The sequence below is a fragment of the Pseudomonas sp. GW821-FHT01E10 genome, assembly GCF_059422365.1.
The window spans coordinates 287798-306206 of the sequence record NZ_JBWKWT010000005.1 but is presented as its reverse complement, the minus strand read 5'-3'; the positions used below and the strand labels follow the sequence as shown (position 1 = coordinate 306206).

General features: G+C 60.6%; 12 protein-coding genes and 1 pseudogene. 3 read left to right on the top strand and 10 right to left on the bottom strand.

Translation table 11 applies throughout. The features are described from left to right. Positions 1-23: 23 nt before the first annotated feature. The 9 genes from AC07V0_RS12760 to AC07V0_RS12720 form a co-directional block, all read right to left on the bottom strand. A complete protein-coding gene (locus tag AC07V0_RS12760; protein ID WP_495019601.1) occupies positions 24-1892 on the bottom strand; it encodes a c-type cytochrome in 1869 nt (622 codons plus the stop codon). A 216-nt stretch (positions 1893-2108) separates the two neighbouring features. Beyond that, the gene (locus tag AC07V0_RS12755; RefSeq protein WP_086944437.1) at positions 2109-5561 is read right to left on the bottom strand and encodes a GMC family oxidoreductase N-terminal domain-containing protein; all 3453 of its coding nucleotides are present in this window, start codon (positions 5559-5561) and stop codon (positions 2109-2111) included. Between the two features lie 1642 nt (positions 5562-7203). Beyond that, a complete protein-coding gene (locus tag AC07V0_RS12750) occupies positions 7204-7770 on the bottom strand; it encodes a GNAT family N-acetyltransferase (protein ID WP_018928787.1) in 567 nt (188 codons plus the stop codon). Positions 7771-7976: 206 nt separating this feature from the next. Next, a complete protein-coding gene (gene etfB / locus AC07V0_RS12745) occupies positions 7977-8747 on the bottom strand; it encodes an electron transfer flavoprotein subunit beta (protein ID WP_019650283.1) in 771 nt (256 codons plus the stop codon). Positions 8748-8762: 15 nt separating this feature from the next. After that, the gene (gene etfA / locus AC07V0_RS12740) at positions 8763-9983 is read right to left on the bottom strand and encodes an electron transfer flavoprotein subunit alpha (RefSeq protein ID WP_064620846.1); all 1221 of its coding nucleotides are present in this window, start codon (positions 9981-9983) and stop codon (positions 8763-8765) included. Further along, positions 9983-11932, bottom strand: a complete 1950-nt coding sequence (gene dgcB, locus AC07V0_RS12735; RefSeq protein WP_018928784.1) for a dimethylglycine demethylation protein DgcB — start codon at positions 11930-11932, stop codon at positions 9983-9985. Before dgcB ends, etfA begins: the two co-directional genes overlap by 1 nt. 210 nt (positions 11933-12142) lie before the next feature. Continuing rightward, entirely contained in the window at positions 12143-14203 is a 2061-nt protein-coding gene (dgcA, locus tag AC07V0_RS12730; RefSeq protein WP_086944436.1) for a dimethylglycine demethylation protein DgcA, read from the bottom strand. Positions 14204-14218: 15 nt separating this feature from the next. Next, on the bottom strand, positions 14219-14749 hold the full coding sequence (locus AC07V0_RS12725) for a DUF5943 domain-containing protein (protein ID WP_007926354.1): 531 nt from the start codon (positions 14747-14749) through the stop codon (positions 14219-14221). Between the two features lie 79 nt (positions 14750-14828). Continuing rightward, the gene (locus tag AC07V0_RS12720) at positions 14829-15806 is read right to left on the bottom strand and encodes a dipeptidase (protein WP_007907542.1); all 978 of its coding nucleotides are present in this window, start codon (positions 15804-15806) and stop codon (positions 14829-14831) included. 235 nt (positions 15807-16041) lie between these two features. On the opposite strand from AC07V0_RS12720, the gene AC07V0_RS12715 reads away from it, so the two are divergent. The 3 genes and pseudogenes from AC07V0_RS12715 (at position 16042) to AC07V0_RS12705 (ending at position 17134) form a co-directional block, all read left to right on the top strand. Next, positions 16042-16443: a lysozyme inhibitor LprI family protein gene (locus AC07V0_RS12715; protein ID WP_018928783.1), complete on the top strand. Its 402-nt coding sequence runs from the start codon at positions 16042-16044 to the stop codon at positions 16441-16443. A 7-nt stretch (positions 16444-16450) separates the two neighbouring features. After that, positions 16451-16686: pseudogene (locus AC07V0_RS12710) on the top strand (helix-turn-helix domain-containing protein); the annotation flags it as partial. Between the two features lie 31 nt (positions 16687-16717). Beyond that, positions 16718-17134: a DUF3010 family protein gene (locus AC07V0_RS12705; RefSeq protein WP_019580672.1), complete on the top strand. Its 417-nt coding sequence runs from the start codon at positions 16718-16720 to the stop codon at positions 17132-17134. Positions 17135-17251: 117 nt separating this feature from the next. Here the strand turns inward: AC07V0_RS12705 and AC07V0_RS12700 are convergent, their stop codons facing one another. Further along, positions 17252-18199 carry a GlxA family transcriptional regulator gene (locus AC07V0_RS12700; protein WP_064620848.1) on the bottom strand — a complete coding sequence of 316 codons (948 nt, stop codon included), beginning with the start codon at positions 18197-18199 and terminating at the stop codon, positions 17252-17254. Between the last annotated feature and the right edge of the window lie 210 nt (positions 18200-18409).

Genomic DNA, 18409 nt, shown 5'->3' with positions numbered 1-18409 from the left:
GCTTTCCTCCATCCGTAGTGGAATCACAGGGTTTTCATGAACTCGATGAGCGCCCGCTTATCGAGTTCCGACAACTGCGTGCCGTACAGGTGGCCACCGTTGTGGTTGCCCTCCAGGCGCGTGTCGTATTTGAAGTCCGCCGAGGCTTTCACCTGCTCGCCACTGGTGATGAAGCCGACCTTGTCCTTGTCGTAAATGTCGGAACCGGTGAAGAACACCTGCGGCCGCAGTTCCGGCGGCTGCAGCAAATCCCATAGGGTCGGCACCGAGCCGTTGTGCAAGTACGGCGCGCGCAACCAGATACCGTCAGTGGGCGTATTGCTGTAGCTCTGGGTCTTGCGGTAAGCACCAAAGTCGAACGGCGGTTTCTTGAAGCCGTGGAAGGCTGTCACTAAACCGGTGGTGAACGAGTTCAGCCGATGGGAATCGGTGCCCAGTTCATCAATCGTGGTGGTGACCTGACCGGTGTCGGTGCGGCCGAAGTCATGGCAACCGGCACAATTTTTTTCCCAGACCGGCTTGCCCCGGGCGACCTTGGCCTGATCCAGCGCGAACGGCCAGGCCGGTGCCTTGTGGCCCAGCAGCCAATTGGTCACCCGGTTGAAACTGTCCGGCAGCACCGACTCCGGCGTCGCACCCACGGCCATGGCCGCCGCGTAGTTGCGCTCATGGATATCGTTGTTGTTGCCGTCCCAGTGCAGGTACAGCGATTCCCGGGGTTTCTGGTTCCAGACTTGCGGCAAGTCGACGGTGCCGATGGTCGAGTCATCCGGGAAGCCGAACACCACCATTTTCGTCGGGTTGAAAGTGTCGGTACGCCCCGGCCCCTGCGGTGCGCGCAGCTTCTGCCAGGCATAGGCCTGCTTCTGTTTGATCAGCGCGCTGGTGGCCATCGGGATGATCAGGTAGCGGTTGTACAGGCGCTCGAAAAACCCGAGCTGGAACTTGCTGTTGATCGCAGTCATCACCGCGTCGGGGGTGAATTTGGGGTCGCTCGCGCAATCGTAGGCGAACCACTGGAAGGCCTGCAGTTGCAGGGTATTGGCCGGTGCGGAGGCCACCGGGGTAGCAACATCGCTGGCATTGGCGCGGTAGGAGCCGGTGTGGCACAAGGCGCAGTTGGGCTCCACGGTCGGGTAGCCGATCTGCCGCTTGGCCATGCCGATCGGCAGGTCCTTGCCGTTCTCGTAGAGGAAACCGAACACTTCGTAACCCCCGGGCTTCGGCAGTTTCTCCGGGCACATCTGCGGCAACACGGCGAACAGGTAATAGGGAATCCGTGCTTCGATGCCCAGGCCGATGGCGGCGTATTTGTAGTGGTCTTCGTCAGAAGCGTATTGCTCGGCCGGCACCACCCGCAGCATCTGGTACCAGGTTTCGTAACCGATAAACCCCAGCGCCAGCACCACGACCAGCGTGGCGACCTTGAAGCTGTGCCGCCGCCAGCGTCGCGCCCACGCTGCGCACCACTCACGCCAGCCATCGCGAAGCAGGGCGAACGGCCGATTGGCCGGCGCGCTGCCCAGGTACAGCAGAATCCCGAGGATCAGGAACATGCCCAGATCGCCCAGCAGCATCGGCACGAACACCTGGGCCTGGTTGCTGGTGTTGATCAGGTAAATCCAGAACGCCACGGCGACCAACCGTGACAATACGCACAGCCACGAATGCACCACGTATTTGGGGGCATTGAAGCCTGACGGCATGTAAAAAAGGCTGATCCCCACCAGCAACATGCCGGCGTTCTCCAGCCAAGGATCGGAGAGCTGCGGAGGCATCCCGAGCATCGAGGTCAGCAACGCCGGCGCGAACAGCGCCGGAATCGCGAAGACCATGTTCATTGCGATGCCTATCCAGATGAAGCGTTGAAACCAGCGGATGTAACTGTCCATGGCATCCATTTCCTTTTTGTCCCTAGCCACCAACGAATCTTGAGTGGGCACATACCCGTGGCGAGGGGGCTTGCCCCCGCTCGGCTGCGAAGCAGTCGTGAAACATGCAATCGCAATGTTCCTGAATGACCGCATTTGCCGATTTGGGGCCGCTTCGCAGCCCAACGGGGGCAAGCCCCCTCGCCACAACAAGCCCCAAGCCACAGGTGAGCAGTGCTAGCCGAGGGCGGTTTTCTCCAGGTGCTGCAGGATGATCGGGTACACATCGACCACCGCGTTCTTGCCGAACATGCAGTCGATATGCCCATAACCCGGCACCACATGCCGGCTGTAGCGTTCCGGTCCATGGATTTTGCATACGCGCTCATAGGTCCTGAGCGTGCTTTCGGGCAAGTAGCACTGGTTGTCTTCGCCACTGATGAAGCAGATCGGCATGGTCAGCCGGTCGAAGTGCGGCATGTAGACGTCCTGGCCCTTGAAGTCCACCAGATGGCCTTTGCGCAGGATCAGCGCCAGGTGCTCGAAGGTCTGTATGTTCGACTCGCCGAACAACTCGTGCAGGTTGTCGTGCAGGGTTTCGTTGAGTGTGTCGTGGCGGTACAGCGACGCGTACATGAAGGTGATGCGGTGGCACACCGGGTTGGTGCAGTAACCTTGAGCCTCGATGCGGGCGTAGATGTTGAGGGCCTTGTCGTAGAGTTTGTTGAACCAGCTCTCCTTGTTGTCGGCATACGCGGTGAGGGATTTAATGCCGATGGCGTCGAGCATCCCCGGCAAATGCAGACCGGCCTTGAGCCCCGTTGCCGTGGCGACCACCGTGTCCGCGGCGATCTGCGAACAGACCACCGAACGCACGCCCTGCAACCCGGCCAGCAGCGACATGAAGAAGGTCGTCGCGCCATAGCAATGCACCACGCACTGCACGTCAGCGGCGAGGGTTGCCTGCTGGATATGCTCGATGGCGGCCTTGAAGTCGTACTGGGCAATCTGGTCGCCGTTCCATTCATGTTTGCTGGCCGGCAGCAGGATGCTGACCCGGAAATCCAGGAGCCAGACGTCGTACTCGTGCTTGCACAGGTACTCCAGCAGGTTGGTCTGGATGGTGTCGGTGGAGAAAATATTCGAGCCCACACCCAAACCATGCACCAGCATCACCGGCCCCTTGGTGCCGCCCTGATAGCGGGTCAGGCGTAGCTGGACGCTGTCTTCGGTCTGGAAGAACTGCACGCTTGGCGTCGGTGCATCCAGCGGCCGTTTCTGCCGGGGCGGCGCATCGGGGTTGAAGTAGATGTCGCCGGCGAATACCCCGCCGTAGCTCTCCCACAAGATGCCGGCGAAGAACTTGCCGAACCGCGCCAGCCCCTCAATGCGCTCGCGTTCGTTGCGCGCGTTGAGCACCTTCATGGTGGTCATCTGCTTGGCGAAATCGGCCGGCTCGATGTGCATCACCCCCGAGCCGATCACTTCGCCCGTCTTGTCCGGCCCGCGATACAGCGTCACATAGAGCGTACTGGTGTCGTGCCAGACGTTCAGCACGCCGTTGTCTTCGGGCACGGTCTTGAATGCGCTGAAGTAATAATCGCTGCCGTCCTCGGCGGTCAGTTTCATGTCGTAATTCATGTGCCGCACGCCGACCTGTTCCTGATATTCCTCGAACAGATTGAACACGCCATTGCTGGCGGTCAGCGGCTCTGGCGACAGGCCCGGCGCATCCAGGGTGCCGACCAGTGTCGCGGCATGTTCCGGCTCCTTGATCATGCGATTGAGGTCGTTGGCGGTGATGGTCAAGGTGAATTCGATCGGCGAGTTATCCGACTTGCCGCGTTTGGCCGCCGCTTCGTAGAGTTTGAGATCGGTGCCCTGGGGCTGGGTGAAATCTTTGGAGAAATAGCCCTTCATGGTTTCGGTGAACTGCACGCCGAGGGTCGGTGCCACCACCGGTTTGCGCGGTGCCGAGGGCAACGTGTAGTCGATGTGCCACCCGCGATCGGCGGCCAGCAGGCTCATATTGCGCTCGCTCACGGCAGAGATGGTCAGCAGTGGATTGACCGCCAGGGAGGTCGGAATCACCGCGCCGTCGGCTACGTACAACCCGGCATAGACATCAGTGCCGCTGACGCCGCTGAACACCTGGCCCTTGTGGTTGACCACGCCCTGCGTCGCATCCTCGCCCATCACACAACCGCCCAATGGGTGCACGGAAACGATGCTGTGTTTGAGCAGCTCGGTCCAGATCGGGTTTTCCACCCAGATCCCGCCCAAGGCCTTGGTGCTCTGGTGCAGGCGCTCGTTGCCGATCTTGACGTTTTCCTGCTCGCCAACGCCCGGCCAGTCGATGCGCAGCTGATCCTTGCTGTCGAGCACCATGCGCCCCTTGCCGTCGTCGTGGCTCATGATCAGGTAGGTCTGCATGTTGTGCAGGGCGCCGTGGTACGGGCCGCGCAGGAAGCTTTCGGCTTCGCGCTCGGCATATTTGAGCTTGCCGGTGAAGCTGTCATCGGTGGGTTTGCCGATCAACCCGGCGAATGTGGCCATGCTCGGCACCATGGGCCGGCCGAGTGCGCCGGGGATCGAGCCTTCTTCGATGACCATGCGGCTGCGCCAGTCGCCTTCGGTGCGCATGTCGATGATCGAGGTGATGCACGGGCCGACCGGTTTCATTTCCTTCGCCGGATGGGCACCGAAACCGATGCCGTTGATCGTTTCATCGCAGTTGTGGCCGAAACCGAGGATGTCGCCGTTGCCGCTCATGTTTTCGCCAAGCTGATTGGACGTCGACAGGCCTTTGTCCCGAGAGCGCAGGAGGATTTCGGTGGAACCCAGAGTGCCGGCCGACACCACGACGATGTCCGCCTTGACGAACAGCGTCGGCGCGGAGAATTTCTCGCGGCCGCTGTCCAGGTATTGGAAGTGCACGATCCAGCCATCGCCGTCGCGCTCCAGATGCCGGACCTCGGCCTGGCAGAAAATCTCTGCGCCGTGGTTGCAGGCATCCGGCAGGTAATTCATCAACGTGGTGTTCTTGGCCTTGTTGTTACAGCCCGAAACGCAGTCGCCGCAGTGGTTGCACGGCAATTGCTCGACGCCGACGTGGTTGAGGTTGTTCGGCAGTTTGTCGAAGGTCACGTTGATCGGCGGCTTGTAGAAGTGTGCGCCTTGCTTGAGGTAATCGGCGGACTTCTGGTTAGCCTCGAGTTTGGGCAAGGTCGGAGCGGTTTTCGGATAGGGATTGGGCTTGAGCATCTCCCGAGCCCGGGCGTAACCGTCTTTGAGCAGCGTGTCGCGATGTTCACGCACCGCCAACGGCCAACGCGGATCATCGAACACACCGGGTTCAGGTTCCAGCGCGACGTTGGCGTTGATCAGCGACGTGCCGCCCAGGCCGCAACCGACCACTACGTTCTGCTGGGCGTTGACGTGCAGGTCGAACAGCCCGGTGCGCGAGCCGATGTGCCCGTCCGGGTCATGCACTTGCAGCTCTTCAGTGGCCGCCAGCATCGTATTGGGGTATTCGCCGGGCTGGATTTCCCGGCCTCGCTCCAGCAGGCATACCCGCTTGCCGGCCCGGGACAGGCGCGACGCCGCGATCCCGCCGCCGTAGCCGGAGCCAATGACGATCACGTCGTAATGTTCCTTGATATCGCTGATGGGCGTGGCGATCCGTGTCATGGGTCATTTCCTCTCGGGCAGATGGGGCAACTCTGCGGTTGCCTGCAATCGATAGACGAACAAACGCCTGGTCACCGGGCACGGTCGGGCCTCAATGGCAGCGGTGTTATGGCATAAGGGGGCCAGGCGCTATAGACGAGCGCGCTGATTGGCGGCGCGACGATGAATCCGCTTGTGCAACGAGGTGGCGGATGTCGGAACACAGGTCACGCAGGGGCTGGGGTGCGAATGTGGCTGCGAGCGATGTGGCTGGCTATCCATCACGCGTTCTCCCTGAACCAGATGTGGATAAGTGACAGTTGTCCTTATGCGATGAGAGTGAAGACAGGCGACAGATCGAAGTCAAGGAAGTGCCTTAGAACTGTATGAAATCTGATCTATCGCGTTCCGGCCTATACGGGCCGTGGCTTACAGGGTTCAGCGAACAAGTTATCCACATCTCCACCCACAGCAAATGGGGACAACTGTGGATGACAGGCTAAATCTATTCACAAAAACCGAAGAAAAACCGTGACTTATCCAGAAGCAGGGTTTTAGCCAGGCACTGGTTGTTTTTTAATCAGAAGCTTGCAGACCACGTTTTACATAGCGTGCAGGGGATGGCGAACACCTTATCCACAGAAGCACCAACAGACTTTGGGGGCAACTTTGCGGTCTCTGTGGAAAACCGCTGAAACCCGCGAGTATTCCGGGTTTACGGGACGATTAGCGGAGGAAAACGTCGAATTGAACAATATTTGATCAACCCAATGAAAGCCGCTATCTGTATGGCCTGTAGCGGACAGCGAACATCTTATCCACAGAAGCGCCAACAGAGATTGGGGGCAAGTGTCGGCCAGTGAGCGACGTTACTCTGTGGAAAAAGCCCGAAAAAACCGTGGGTTAGGCTGGTTGTTTTTTGTACGGAGGGCTGCAGGGCTTGATTGGCATGGGGTGTAGCGAGGGGCGAACATGTTATCCACAGAAGCGCTAACAGGGATTGTGGGTAACCCAAGTGCGTTAGGAGTACATATCCGTTTCAGCGGTAACGGCGGCTTATGGTTCCGCTCTTACAGCGGGTCACTTTGGAAAAGCGCCAAAGTAACCAAAACGCTTTTGCCCCGCCATTCGGTGCCTCGCCTAGGCTCGGCATACCCTCACTCCGGCATTGCTCCGGGGGCCCGCCGCCATCGGCCATCCATGGCCGGGGGCGGCTACCGCGGCATCCTTGCCGCGGTGCCCCCTGCGCAACGCCTGCGTTCGGCCTCTGGGAAAGGGGCGTACAGATCAAGATCAAAAACCAAAGCAAAGCAAAGCAAAAGCAAGATCAAAAGATCGCCACCTCGCTTCGCTCGACAGCTCCTACAGGGAAATGCGTGCACGTGAGATCAGGCCGGCCGGTAGGCCGCCTTGCTTTTGATTTTGACGCACCGCCCCCTCGAGAGGCCGAGTGGAGGTTCTGCGCAGTGGGCCCACGGAGCAGGACCGGAACGAGGGCATGCCGAGCCTAGGCGAGGCGCCGAACGAAAGGGGCAAGAGCGCTTTGGTTACTTTCGCCTGGGCCGGCATTCCGGCTTTTCGAAAGTGACTCGCTGTAAGAGCGAAACCGCCAGTCGCCATTACCGCAGCAACGGATATGTGCACAATCAAAACCGGGAAGCCCCTAAGGCCGATGCATGAGATAGGCATCACCCGTCACCCGAATCATCGGATGAGGAACGACCTGACAAGTTTTGACGATCCCAAAACCATGGCGCTCATAAAAACGCCGGGCCCCGGTATTCGCTGCATAGTCGATCAGGCTCAGGCCGTTGAGTTCCAGTTGATCGGCGCGCTGTTGAGCATGCTCGAGAAAGCGCACACCCAAGCCTTTGTTGCGCCAACCTTCATGCAGGGCCAGGCTCGAAATATAGAGGGTATCGGGAACTTCCATGTCGGCGTAAGGCGCCAGGACCGGATCAGTCACGGGAGCTGCCAACGGATCGTGACGCGTCACGTAACTGTGCATCATGCCGATGACCCGCCCCTGTGCCTGCGCGATAACGCAGTTCTGATAGGAGAAATCGACATCTTCACGGGCGTAACGAATGGCCCCCACTTCCAACAGATCCTGCCCGGGCTCCGCCAGCTGGCTCCAGATGTAATCCGAAGCCCCCTCTGACGAAATCTGGAACAAACGGGCAATCTCCCGCGCATCCGTGCGCAATGCCGGACGAAATTCAACTTCCATTATTTCCCCATTAACTTCGGTGAGATGGTTTTCAGACCTGCGTCTCCAGCACGTCAGGAGCACTTTGTGGCGAGGGGGCTTGCCCCCGTTTGAGTGCGTAGCACTCACAGGATCTTTGGTACATCAGAGATTTCAGGACTGCTGCGCAGCCCAACGGGGGCAAGCCCCCTCGCCACACAGGCTCCCACATCGATGGTGACTACTTGTCAGCGAACCACGCCTTCTTCAATCAGCAACTTGAGGATGGCTTCGGCGCCCGCCTGCGCGGTCACGCCCTTGAGCACTTGCCCACCGCCGCCACTGGCCTTGGCCGTCGCGGCCTTCATGCGGTCAGCACCGCTCTTGGCCTTGATCACTTTCAGGCGCTTGGGTCGTGGCTTGGCCGGTTGCAGCGTGGCCACTGCCAGCAGTTCATCGTCGACCACTTCAACTTCATCTGCCTGCAATACCCCGCGTCGCGCCGGACCGTAGGCACTTTGCCGAGGCTTGGGCGCTGCGTTATCCACAGTCGCCAGAAACGGCAGGCGCACTTTCAAGCGACGGCGCTGACCGCGCGGCAAGGCCTGCAGAACCAGCGCCGAACCACCGTCGATGGATTCGACTTGCGCCAAACCCACCACCAGCGGCCAGCCGAGGCTTTCGGCCAGCAGGAACGGCAACATGCCCGAGCCTTCACCGGTTTCCGCCTGGCTGCCGGTCAACACCACCTGCGCCCCGGCGTCACGCAAATAGTCGGTCAACGCTGGCAGCGCATCTGCGCCGACCGGTTGTTCCAGCACATGCAACTGTTCCAGGCCCATGCCCAGATAGGCACGCAGCGCCGGTTCCGCAACGTCGCCGGCGTGCAGCACTTGCAGGTTATCCCCAGCCAGCTGCAGACCCAGCTCAACGGCCCGCGCGTCCTGCTCGGCGCGGCGTGGCCGGCCGGAGGTCGGGTGGGCACCGATGGACACCAGGCTGATGATTTTCGTGCTCATAACCCTTTCCTTCCCTTAAGCCGCATCGCGCTTGGCGTCGTTGCGGTAAGCCTCTACCGCATCGATCAAGGCTTGAAGAATCTCGGCGCTCTCGCCGATCACCGACAGGTCGGCCCGTTTGATCATGTCGCAACCCGGATCGAGGTTGATCGCCACCACCTTGTCGCAGGCACCGATGCCTTGCAGGTGCTGGATCGCCCCGGAAATCCCCACCGCCACGTAAACCCGCGCGGTTACCCAGGTGCCGGACGCGCCGACCTGACGGTCGCGCGCCATGAAACCATCGTCCACCGCCACCCGCGACGCACCTTCGGTCGCGCCCAACGCTTCGGCCGTCCTGTGGAAAAGTCCCCAGTCCTTGACACCGTTGCCGCCAGAGAAGATGAACTCGGCTTCGGCCATCGGAATCGCCGCCGGGTCCACCGCCACCGCGCCCAGATCTTCGATCCGCGACAGGCTGCGAGCGACCGTTGTGGATAACTCCACCGGCAACGCTTCGTGACGGGTTTCGCTGACCGGTTCGGCGCATTCGGCAGCCGCCAGAATCAAGCGGGCCACCGGCCGCGCAAGGTCCTGCAAACCGGCACCGGCACGGCCGATGCATTCCTGATCCTTGACCTGCCAGACCCGTGTGGCCGGACGTTCGCCCAGTGCGGCAGCAAAGCGTCGACCCAGTTCGCCGCCACCACTGCGGCTGTCCGGCAGCAGCCAGTGACGCGGGCTGAACTGGTTATCCACAGCCCGCAGGCCCTGGACGCGTTGTTCCGGTGCATAACCACTGAATTCGTCGCCTTCCAGTACCAGCAAGCGGTCAACGCCTGCCGTGGCGAAGGCGTTTTCCTTGTGCTCACCGAAGACCACCGCCAGTACCGCGCCGTCCTTGCCGGCCAACTGATGGGCCAGGCCGAGCAAATCGCGGTCGTGGCTGCTCAAGCGGCCGCCGACCATGTCCGGCACCACGCTGATGTAGAACGCGGGTGCAGCCACTTGATGCAGCGGCAATTGCACTTCAACCGCGGCCGAGCGTTTAGTTGCCCCGCCCTGCTGAGCGCCACTGCGGTCGATCCGTTTGATCCCGTTGGGACCGATAAAACCGATCCCGTGGGGATTCTTGCGGATGACGCCGTTAGGCCCCATCCAGCTGTGTTGCACCGGTTGCATGGCCGCGTGCAGCGGGTGCAGACGGTTGCGGGCGATCCATTCAGCGCGAGGGTCGCGGCGGATAATGTCGCTCATCAATGCACCTCCGCAGGTTCACGTTTGGCCGGTGCCGAAGGCTTTCCCGGCGCGGCGTCTTCAAGCAGCGCATCAGCCACCAGTTCGGCGATGTCCTTGATCAATGGCCGTGGCTCGACCACGCCCTCAAGCATCGCGGTGCACTGTGGACAACCCACGGCCACCAGTTCGGCGCCGGTTTCGCGGATGTCTTCCATGCGCATGTCAGGGATCCGTTGCTTGCCCGGAATGTCGGTGATCGGCGCACCGCCACCGCCGCCGCAGCAGCGCGAACGGAAACCGGAGCGTTGCATTTCCTTGATCTCGATGCCCAGGGCGCGCAGCACTTCGCGTGGCGCCTCGTATTCGCCGTTGTAGCGGCCGAGGTAGCACGGGTCGTGATAAGTCACGCTGTTGCCTTTGTGCTGACCGAGGTTCAGTGCGCCTTCGCCAATGATCTCCGCCATGTAAGTGCTGTGGTGCTGCACGAGGTAGTTGCCATCGAAGGCGCCGTATTCGTTTTTCAGCACATGGAAGCTGTGCGGGTCGCAGGTGACGATGCGGTTGAAGCGGTATTTGGCCAGGGTCTGGATGTTGCGTTTGGCCAACAGCTGGAACGTCGCCTCGTCGCCCAGACGCCGGGCCACGTCACCGCTGTCGCGCTCTTCAAGGCCCAGCACTGCGAAGTCGACCTTGGCCGCTTTCAGCACTTTGACGAAGGCACGCAGGGTGCGCTGGTTGCGCATGTCGAAGGCACCGTCGCCGACCCAGAACAGCACGTCGGTGGTTTTCTTTTCGCTGAGCAGGTTCAGGTTCAGATCCGCCGCCCAGTTCATCCGCCCGCCCGGCGCGAAGCCGCCAGGGTTGTCGGTGGCGATCAGGTTTTCCAGGACCTCGGCGCCCTTGTTCGGGGTCGCGCCTTTTTCCAGAGTCAGATGGCGGCGCATGTCGACGATGGCATCGACGTGCTCGATCATCATCGGGCACTCCTCGACGCAGGCGCGGCAGGTGGTGCAGGACCACAGGGTTTCAGCGTCCACCAGACCGTTGACGATCGGTTGATGCGGATTACCGGCGTGCTCACCGATCGGCTTGCCTGGGTAAGGGCTGCCGGCAAACTTGGCATCCGTACCACCGGCCAGGCCGACGACCATGTCCTGAATCAGTTTTTTCGGGTTCAGCGGCTGGCCGGCGGCGAACGCCGGGCACGCAGCTTCACATTTACCGCACTGCACGCAGGCGTCGAAGCCGAGCAGTTGGTTCCAGGTGAAATCCTTGGGTTTTTCCACGCCCAGTGGCGCGGTCGGGTCGTTCAGATCCAGCGGCTTCAAGCCAGTGGAACGACCGCCGCCAAACCGTTCGGAGCGACGGTGCCAAGCCAGGTGCAAGGCACCGGCGAAGGCGTGCTTCATCGGCCCGCCCCAGGTCATGCCGAAGAACAGTTCCGACACGCCCCACAGCACACCGACGCCGAGAATCGCCGCCAGTACCCAGCCACCGAAGTTTTCCGGAAGGATGCCCGCCACCGGCAGGGTCAACAGGAAGAACGACGCCGAGAATGCCAGCAGGCTTTTCGGCAGGCGCATCCACGGACCTTTGGACAAGCGGGCCGGTGGGTTGCGGCGGCGCAGGAAGACAAAGATCGCACCGACGAACATCACTGCCGTCATCAACAGCAGTGCATAACCGAGGATGCGGTTATGCAGGCCGAAACCGTGAACCAGAATCGCCAGCACAATGGACGCCACCGCACCACCGGCCGTGGCGACGTGAGTATTGGCGATGTATTTGTCCCGCGCGACGACGTGGTGCAAATCGACCATGTAACGCTTGGGCATGGCGAACAGACCGCCGATCAGGTCGACTTTCGAAGCCCGGCCCTGACGCCACATAGCCACCCGCCGCAACGCGCCCAGGACAGCCAGGCCCAGGGCAGCGAACAACAGGATTGGAAGAAGGGTGTTCAACATGGTGGAGCTCCCAAAGACCTCGGGGTCATGTGCGTGCCGATGAGAGCGACGCACCTACTTGTGGCGAGGGAGCTTGCTCCCGCTGGAGTGCGAAGCGCTCCCAAAACAGTCTCAGGTGTACACCTGATACACCTCGACTGCAGGTTTTGGGGCTGCTTCGCAGCCCAGCGGGAGCAAGCTCCCTCGCCACAGGTGATGGTGGTAAATCCGTTAGAAATCCTTGCACAACCGCAGCGCGTCGTAGATCGCCGCGTGAGTGTTGCGCTGGGCCACGCAGTCACCGATGCGGAACAGCAAGTAGCCGTCGCCCGCCTGGCTCAGCGAAGGTTGTGGCTTGATCGCGAACAGGGCTTCGATGTCCATCTGGCCTTTGTTGCGCGAGCCTTCCTTCATGGCGTAGTAGATTTCTTCGTCCGGACGCACGCCGTTCTCGACGACCACCTGGTCAACCACCCGCTCCTCTTTGGCGCCGGTGTATTCGTTTTCCAGTACCGCCACCAGCTTGTCGCCTTCGCGATAGACCTTTTCCAGCATCATGTCGCCGGTCATGATCACTTCTTTCGGGTACATGCTGCGGTAGTAAGTCGGGAACGACGTACCGCCGATGGCCACGCCCGGCTTGATGTCGTCAGTGACGATCTCGACCTGGCTGCCTTTGTCGGCGAGGAAGTCGGCTGTCGACATCCCGGTGAACTCGCAAATGGTGTCGTAGACCAGCACGTTCTTGCCCGGCGCCACTTTGCCGTCGAGGATGTCCCAGCTGCTGACCACCAGGCCTTCAGCCGCACCCCAGTGCTCGTTCTGCTCCAGGAACGGATGGCCGCCAACGGCGAGCACCACGACGTCCGGACGCAGGTCGAGAATGGTCGCCGCATCCGCCGCCACGCCCAGGCGCAGGTCGACTTTCAAACGCGCCAGTTCCAGCTGGAACCAACGGGTGATACCGGCGATCTGGTCCCGTTGCGGGGCTTTCGAGGCGGTAGTGATCTGCCCGCCGATGAATTCTTTCTTCTCGAACAGGGTCACGTCGTGGCCACGTTCAGCGGATACACGAGCAGCTTCCATCCCGGCAGGGCCGGCACCAACGACCACAACTTTGCGCTTCGGCCCGGTGGATTTCTCGATGATGTGCGGCACGCCCATGTATTCACGGGAGGTCGCGGCGTTCTGGATGCACAAGACGTCCAGGCCCTGGTACTGACGGTCGATGCAGTAGTTGGCGCCCACGCACTGTTTGATCTGGTCGACCTGGCCCATCTTGATCTTGGCGATCAGGTGCGGGTCGGCGATGTGAGCGCGGGTCATGCCGACCATGTCGACGTAACCGCCTTCCAGAATACGGGTTGCCTGGTTCGGGTCCTTGATGTTCTGCGCGTGCAGCACAGGAGCCTTCACCACTTCCTTGATACCGGCGGCCAGGTGCAGGAACGGCTCCGGTGGATAACTCATGTTGGGAATAACGTTGGCCAGGGTGTTGTGGGTATCGCAACCCGAGCCCACGACACCGATGAAGTCGATCATGCCGGTGTCGTCGTAGTACTTGGCGATCTGCTTCATGTCCTCATGGCTCAGGCCATCAGGGTGGAATTCGTCACCACAGATACGGATACCAACGCAGAAGTCCGGACCGACTTCCTTGCGCACAGCCTTGATCACTTCCAGGCCGAAACGCATGCGGTTCTCGAAGCTGCCGCCCCATTCGTCGGTACGCTTGTTGACTCGCGGGCTCCAGAACTGGTCGATCATGTGCTGGTGCACGGCAGACAGCTCGACGCCATCCAGGCCACCGGCCTTGGCCCGTGCTGCGGCACTGGCGTAGTTGCCGATCACCCGCCAGATTTCTTCCGGCTCGATGGTTTTGCAGGTCGCGCGGTGCACCGGCTCGCGGATGCCCGACGGCGACAGCAGGGTTGGCCAATGCTCACCGTCCCAGCGGGAGCGGCGACCCATGTGGGTAATCTGGATCATGATCTTGGCGCCATGCTTGTGCATGGCATCGGCCAGATTCTGGAAGTGCGGAATAATCCGGTCGTCGGCCAGGTTGACCGACTTCCACCAGCCTTGCGGGCTGTCGATGGCCACGCTGGAGGAACCGCCGCAAATCGCCAGGCCGATCCCGCCCTTGGCTTTCTCTTCGTAATACTTGACGTACCGATCGGTGGTCATGCCGCCGTCGGTGGCGTAGACCTCAGCGTGCGCGGTGCTGAGCACGCGGTTGCGGATGGTCAGTTTGCCGATCTGGATCGGCTGGAACATTGCTTCGAAAGCCATGGCGGGTTCCTCGACTTACAACGGCTTGACGGTGAACAAACCGTCGTCGTGGCCTTCTTCGGAGCCACCGTAAACTTGTTCGGCGACGGTGCGGATCTTGCTGCCGCGAGCAGCCAGGATCTGGTCCATGGCGCCGGCGAACCAGCCAGTGAACATGTAGTCGACCTTGCGCCCGACCTTGCCGTACACGTAGACGAATGCGGAGTGTTCGAGCTTGACGCTGGCGGTGCCTTTGTCGAGGTCGATGTCCTGGATCTTGAACAGACCCCAGCCGCGCTGCGACAGGCGCTTCATGTAGTGCTCGAACACCGCGACGCCTTCCAGGCCATGGCATTCAGCTTCTTTTTCACACCAGTGCCAAGCGGACTTGTAGCCGGCCTTGTAGAGGATTTCGGCGTAGGCGTCGGCGCCCAGCACTTCCTCGATGCCCATGTGGTTGTTGACGAAGAAGTGACGCGGCACATACAGCATCGGTAGGGCGTCGGAGGTCCAGACACCGGTTTCGCTGTCGACTTCGATTGGCAATTGCGGGGCGATCTTGGCCATGGAAACTTAACTCCAGAAAATTCGTTGTGTTGCCCCCGGCACGGACGGCCGGGGGAAAGGATTCTTCAGATGCGGCGGCTTATTCGCCCCAAACGTCTTTCAAAACGTTGACCCAGTTTTCGCCCATGATCTTGCGCACCACGCGCTCGGAATGGCCGCGCTTGAGCAGGGTTTCGGTCAGGTTCGGGAACTCGCCCACGGTGCGGATGCCCAGCGGGTTGATGATCTTGCCGAAGCTGGTCAGACGGCGGGCGTAGCCCTTGTCATGGGTCAGGTATTCGAAGAAGTCCTGGCCATGACCCTGGGTGAAGTCGGTGCCGATGCCGATGGCGTCTTCGCCGACGATGTTCATGGTGTATTCGATGGCTTCGGCGTAATCGTCGATGGTCGAATCGATACCCTTGGCCAGGAACGGCGCGAACATGGTCACGCCGACGAAACCGCCGTGATCGGCGATGAACTTCAGTTCTTCATCGGACTTGTTGCGCGGGTGCACTTTCAGGCCCGACGGCAGGCAATGGGAGTAGCAGACCGGCTTCTTGGATTCGAGGATGACTTCTTCGGAGGTCTTCGAGCCGACGTGGGACAGGTCGCACATGACACCGACGCGGTTCATCTCGGCAACGATTTCACGACCGAAACCCGACAGGCCGCCATCGCGCTCATAGCAACCGGTACCGACCAGGTTCTGGGTGTTGTAGCACATCTGCACAATACCGACGCCCAGCTGCTTGAAAACCTCGACATAGCCGATCTGGTCTTCGAAGGCGTGAGCGTTCTGGAAGCCGAACAGGATGCCGGTCTTGCCCTGCTCCTTGGCTTTGCGGATGTCGGCGGTAGTGCGCACCGGGATCACCAGGTCGCTGTTCTCGCGAATCAGCTTCTGACTGGCGGCGATGTTGTTGACGGTGGCCTGGAAGCCCTCCCACACCGACACGGTGCAGTTGGCCGCGGTCAGACCGCCCTTGCGCATGTCTTCGAACAGCTCACGGTTCCACTTGGCAATAATCAGGCCGTCGATAACGATGCTGTCGGCGTGTAATTCGGCTGGGCTCATCAGGCAGTCCCCTATTAACGATTCATGCGCCGAATCGTGTGCCGGCGCTTTGGGGCCAGCATATGCCTGAGGGACGGTGCAGCCGGGTGCAAAAACGACAGGGGAATTGCCGAAAGCGTCAATCCGCGACAAAGGGTCGCCAACCGACATGATTGCCTACCTGTTCAAGCCCGTTCGCATGGGCCAGAATTCGTCGCATCACCGAATGTTTCACTGAATTAAGGGCGGCGACGCAATGAAATCCATCTTCTTGGCTTTGGCACTGATAGCGACCGGCGTACAGGCGGCCGAAGGGGCCGACGACAACCCCTGTGACGCCGTCGAAAACGAAGTCCAGACCCTGGAATGCTCGGCTTACAGCAGAAACACCGCCGAACAGCTGCTGAGCGACAACTACCAAGGCCTGAACGAACGCATGCAAACGCGCTACGGCAGTAACAAGGCGCAACTGGCCGACATCACCGCAAAAATCAAAACTGCGCAACAACAATGGCTGAAGACCCGGGATGCCGATTGCGCGGTGGAAGCGTTCCCGGCGACGAGCGGCAGTAAAGCCTTCAACATTGCGCAAAATGATTGCGTGGCGCGGATGAGTGACGAGCGGTCGGAGTTTTTGGAGTCGATTGGGCAGGAATAAAAACATAAAAATGGAGAATCATTTGATCCCACACGAAGTAGTCAGCCGCATCGTCGATGGCGCCCCCCCCCTGTTCGTGCCTGGCGTGAACACCTGAACCTTACGCAGGATGAAGTGGCCAGACGCATGGGCATCTCCCAACCAGCCTTTGCCCAGCAGGAAACGGTTGCCAAGCCCCGCAAGGCCACGCGTGAGAAAATCGCCGCGGCTTTTGGCATCACCGCCAATCAACTAGAGCTGTAAGCTGCACGCCAACATCGGAAAAGGGATTGAAATGAAAATCTGCGGTATCGAAATCAAAGGCAGCGAAGCAATCCTTGCCGTGGCCTCCCTCGACGATCAGGGGCTGACCCACGTCGCGCTGGCCACCAAGAAAATCGCCCTCGACGATGACGACGAAGCCGCCAACGTCAAAGTCTTTGCCGCTCAGGTGGCGTCGTTTATTCGTGAGAATTCAATCGACCGCATCGCGATCAAAAAGCGCAGCAAGAAAGGTGAGTTCGCCGGTGGGCCGACCACCTTCAAGATCGAAGGGGTTTTCCAGTTGCTGGAAAATTGCGAGGTGACGCTGCTGTCGCCGCAAACCATCAATGCGCAGAACAAAAAGTTCGACTTTGAACTGCCGGCCACGCTGAACAAGTATCAGCACGAGGCTTACAAAGCGGCCTGCTCGGCGCTGATGAAGAAGTAAAAACGACACATCTCCTGTAGGAGCGAGGCTTGCCCGCGAAGGCGTCGTGTCAGACAACAATGATTTCGAATGTGCCGGCCTCTTCGCGGGCAAGCCTCGCTCCTACAGGGGTCGGTTTCAGGCCTTCTGGCTTTGTCGGCGATCCTCCCGCGGGCACCGCTCAAACCTCGCCCGATAACTGCGGGTGAAATACGACGGCGATTCAAACCCGCAGGCGATACTCACCTCCAACACGCTCATGTCCGTCTGGCGCAGCAGCTGCCGCGCCTTCTCCAACCTTAGTCGCAGATAGAAATTGCTCGGCGTGTCGTGCAGGTGCAGGCGAAACAGGCGCTCTAGCTGACGCCGGGTCACTTTGATCGATTCCGCCAGCTCCAAAGTGCTGAGCGGCGGTTCGCTGTGCTGTTCCATCTCCCCAATGACATGCACCAGTTTCTTGTTGCTGATGCCATATCGCGTGGCGACTTCCATGCGTTGGTGATCTTTGCGCGGGCGAATGCGCCCGAGTACGAATTGTTCGCTGACCTGAATCGCCAGTTCCGGGCCATGGGCCTGACCGATGAGGTCAAGCATCAGGTCGATCGAGGCGGTACCGCCGGCGGAGGTGATACGCCGTCGGTCGATCTCGAACAGTTCCTGGGTGACGCTCAGCTGTGGATAAGATTCCTTGAAGGCGTCGATGGCTTCCCAGTGCAGGGTCAGGCGATGACCGTCGAGCAGGCCGGCTTCGGCGAGGATGAAGCTGCCGGTGTCGATGGCGCCGAGCGTCACGCCTTCGTTGTCCAGGCGACGTAACCAATGCTCCAGGGCCGGGGTGGCGAACTTCAGCGGTTCGAAACCGGCGACCACCAACAGGGTTGCGCCTTTCTTCAGCGGCTCCAGCGCTGCATCGGCGTTGACCGACATGCCGTTACTGGCCAGAACCGCCCCGCCATCGGCGCTCAACACATGCCAGCGGTACAACTCGCCGCGAAAGCGATTGGCGACCCGCAGCGGCTCGATCGCCGAGATAAAACCGATCGCCGAAAAACCCGGCATCAACAAGAAGTAGAAATCCTGGGACATGGAGCGCACTCGACTGGCAGGCAACGAGAGGGCGGGAAGCGTGTGGACGTTGATACGCCACTTGCAAGCAGCATTCAAGTGCGCAGGTCGCCGCAGTGCAAGAGCTGGTCGCCGCAGTGCGTTTTCACGGGGGCTTTGCTGCGTAACTTGGCATCACCGGCGCATCAGACACCGGAACCCACAATAAACGACCTGCCGAGGAACCCCGAC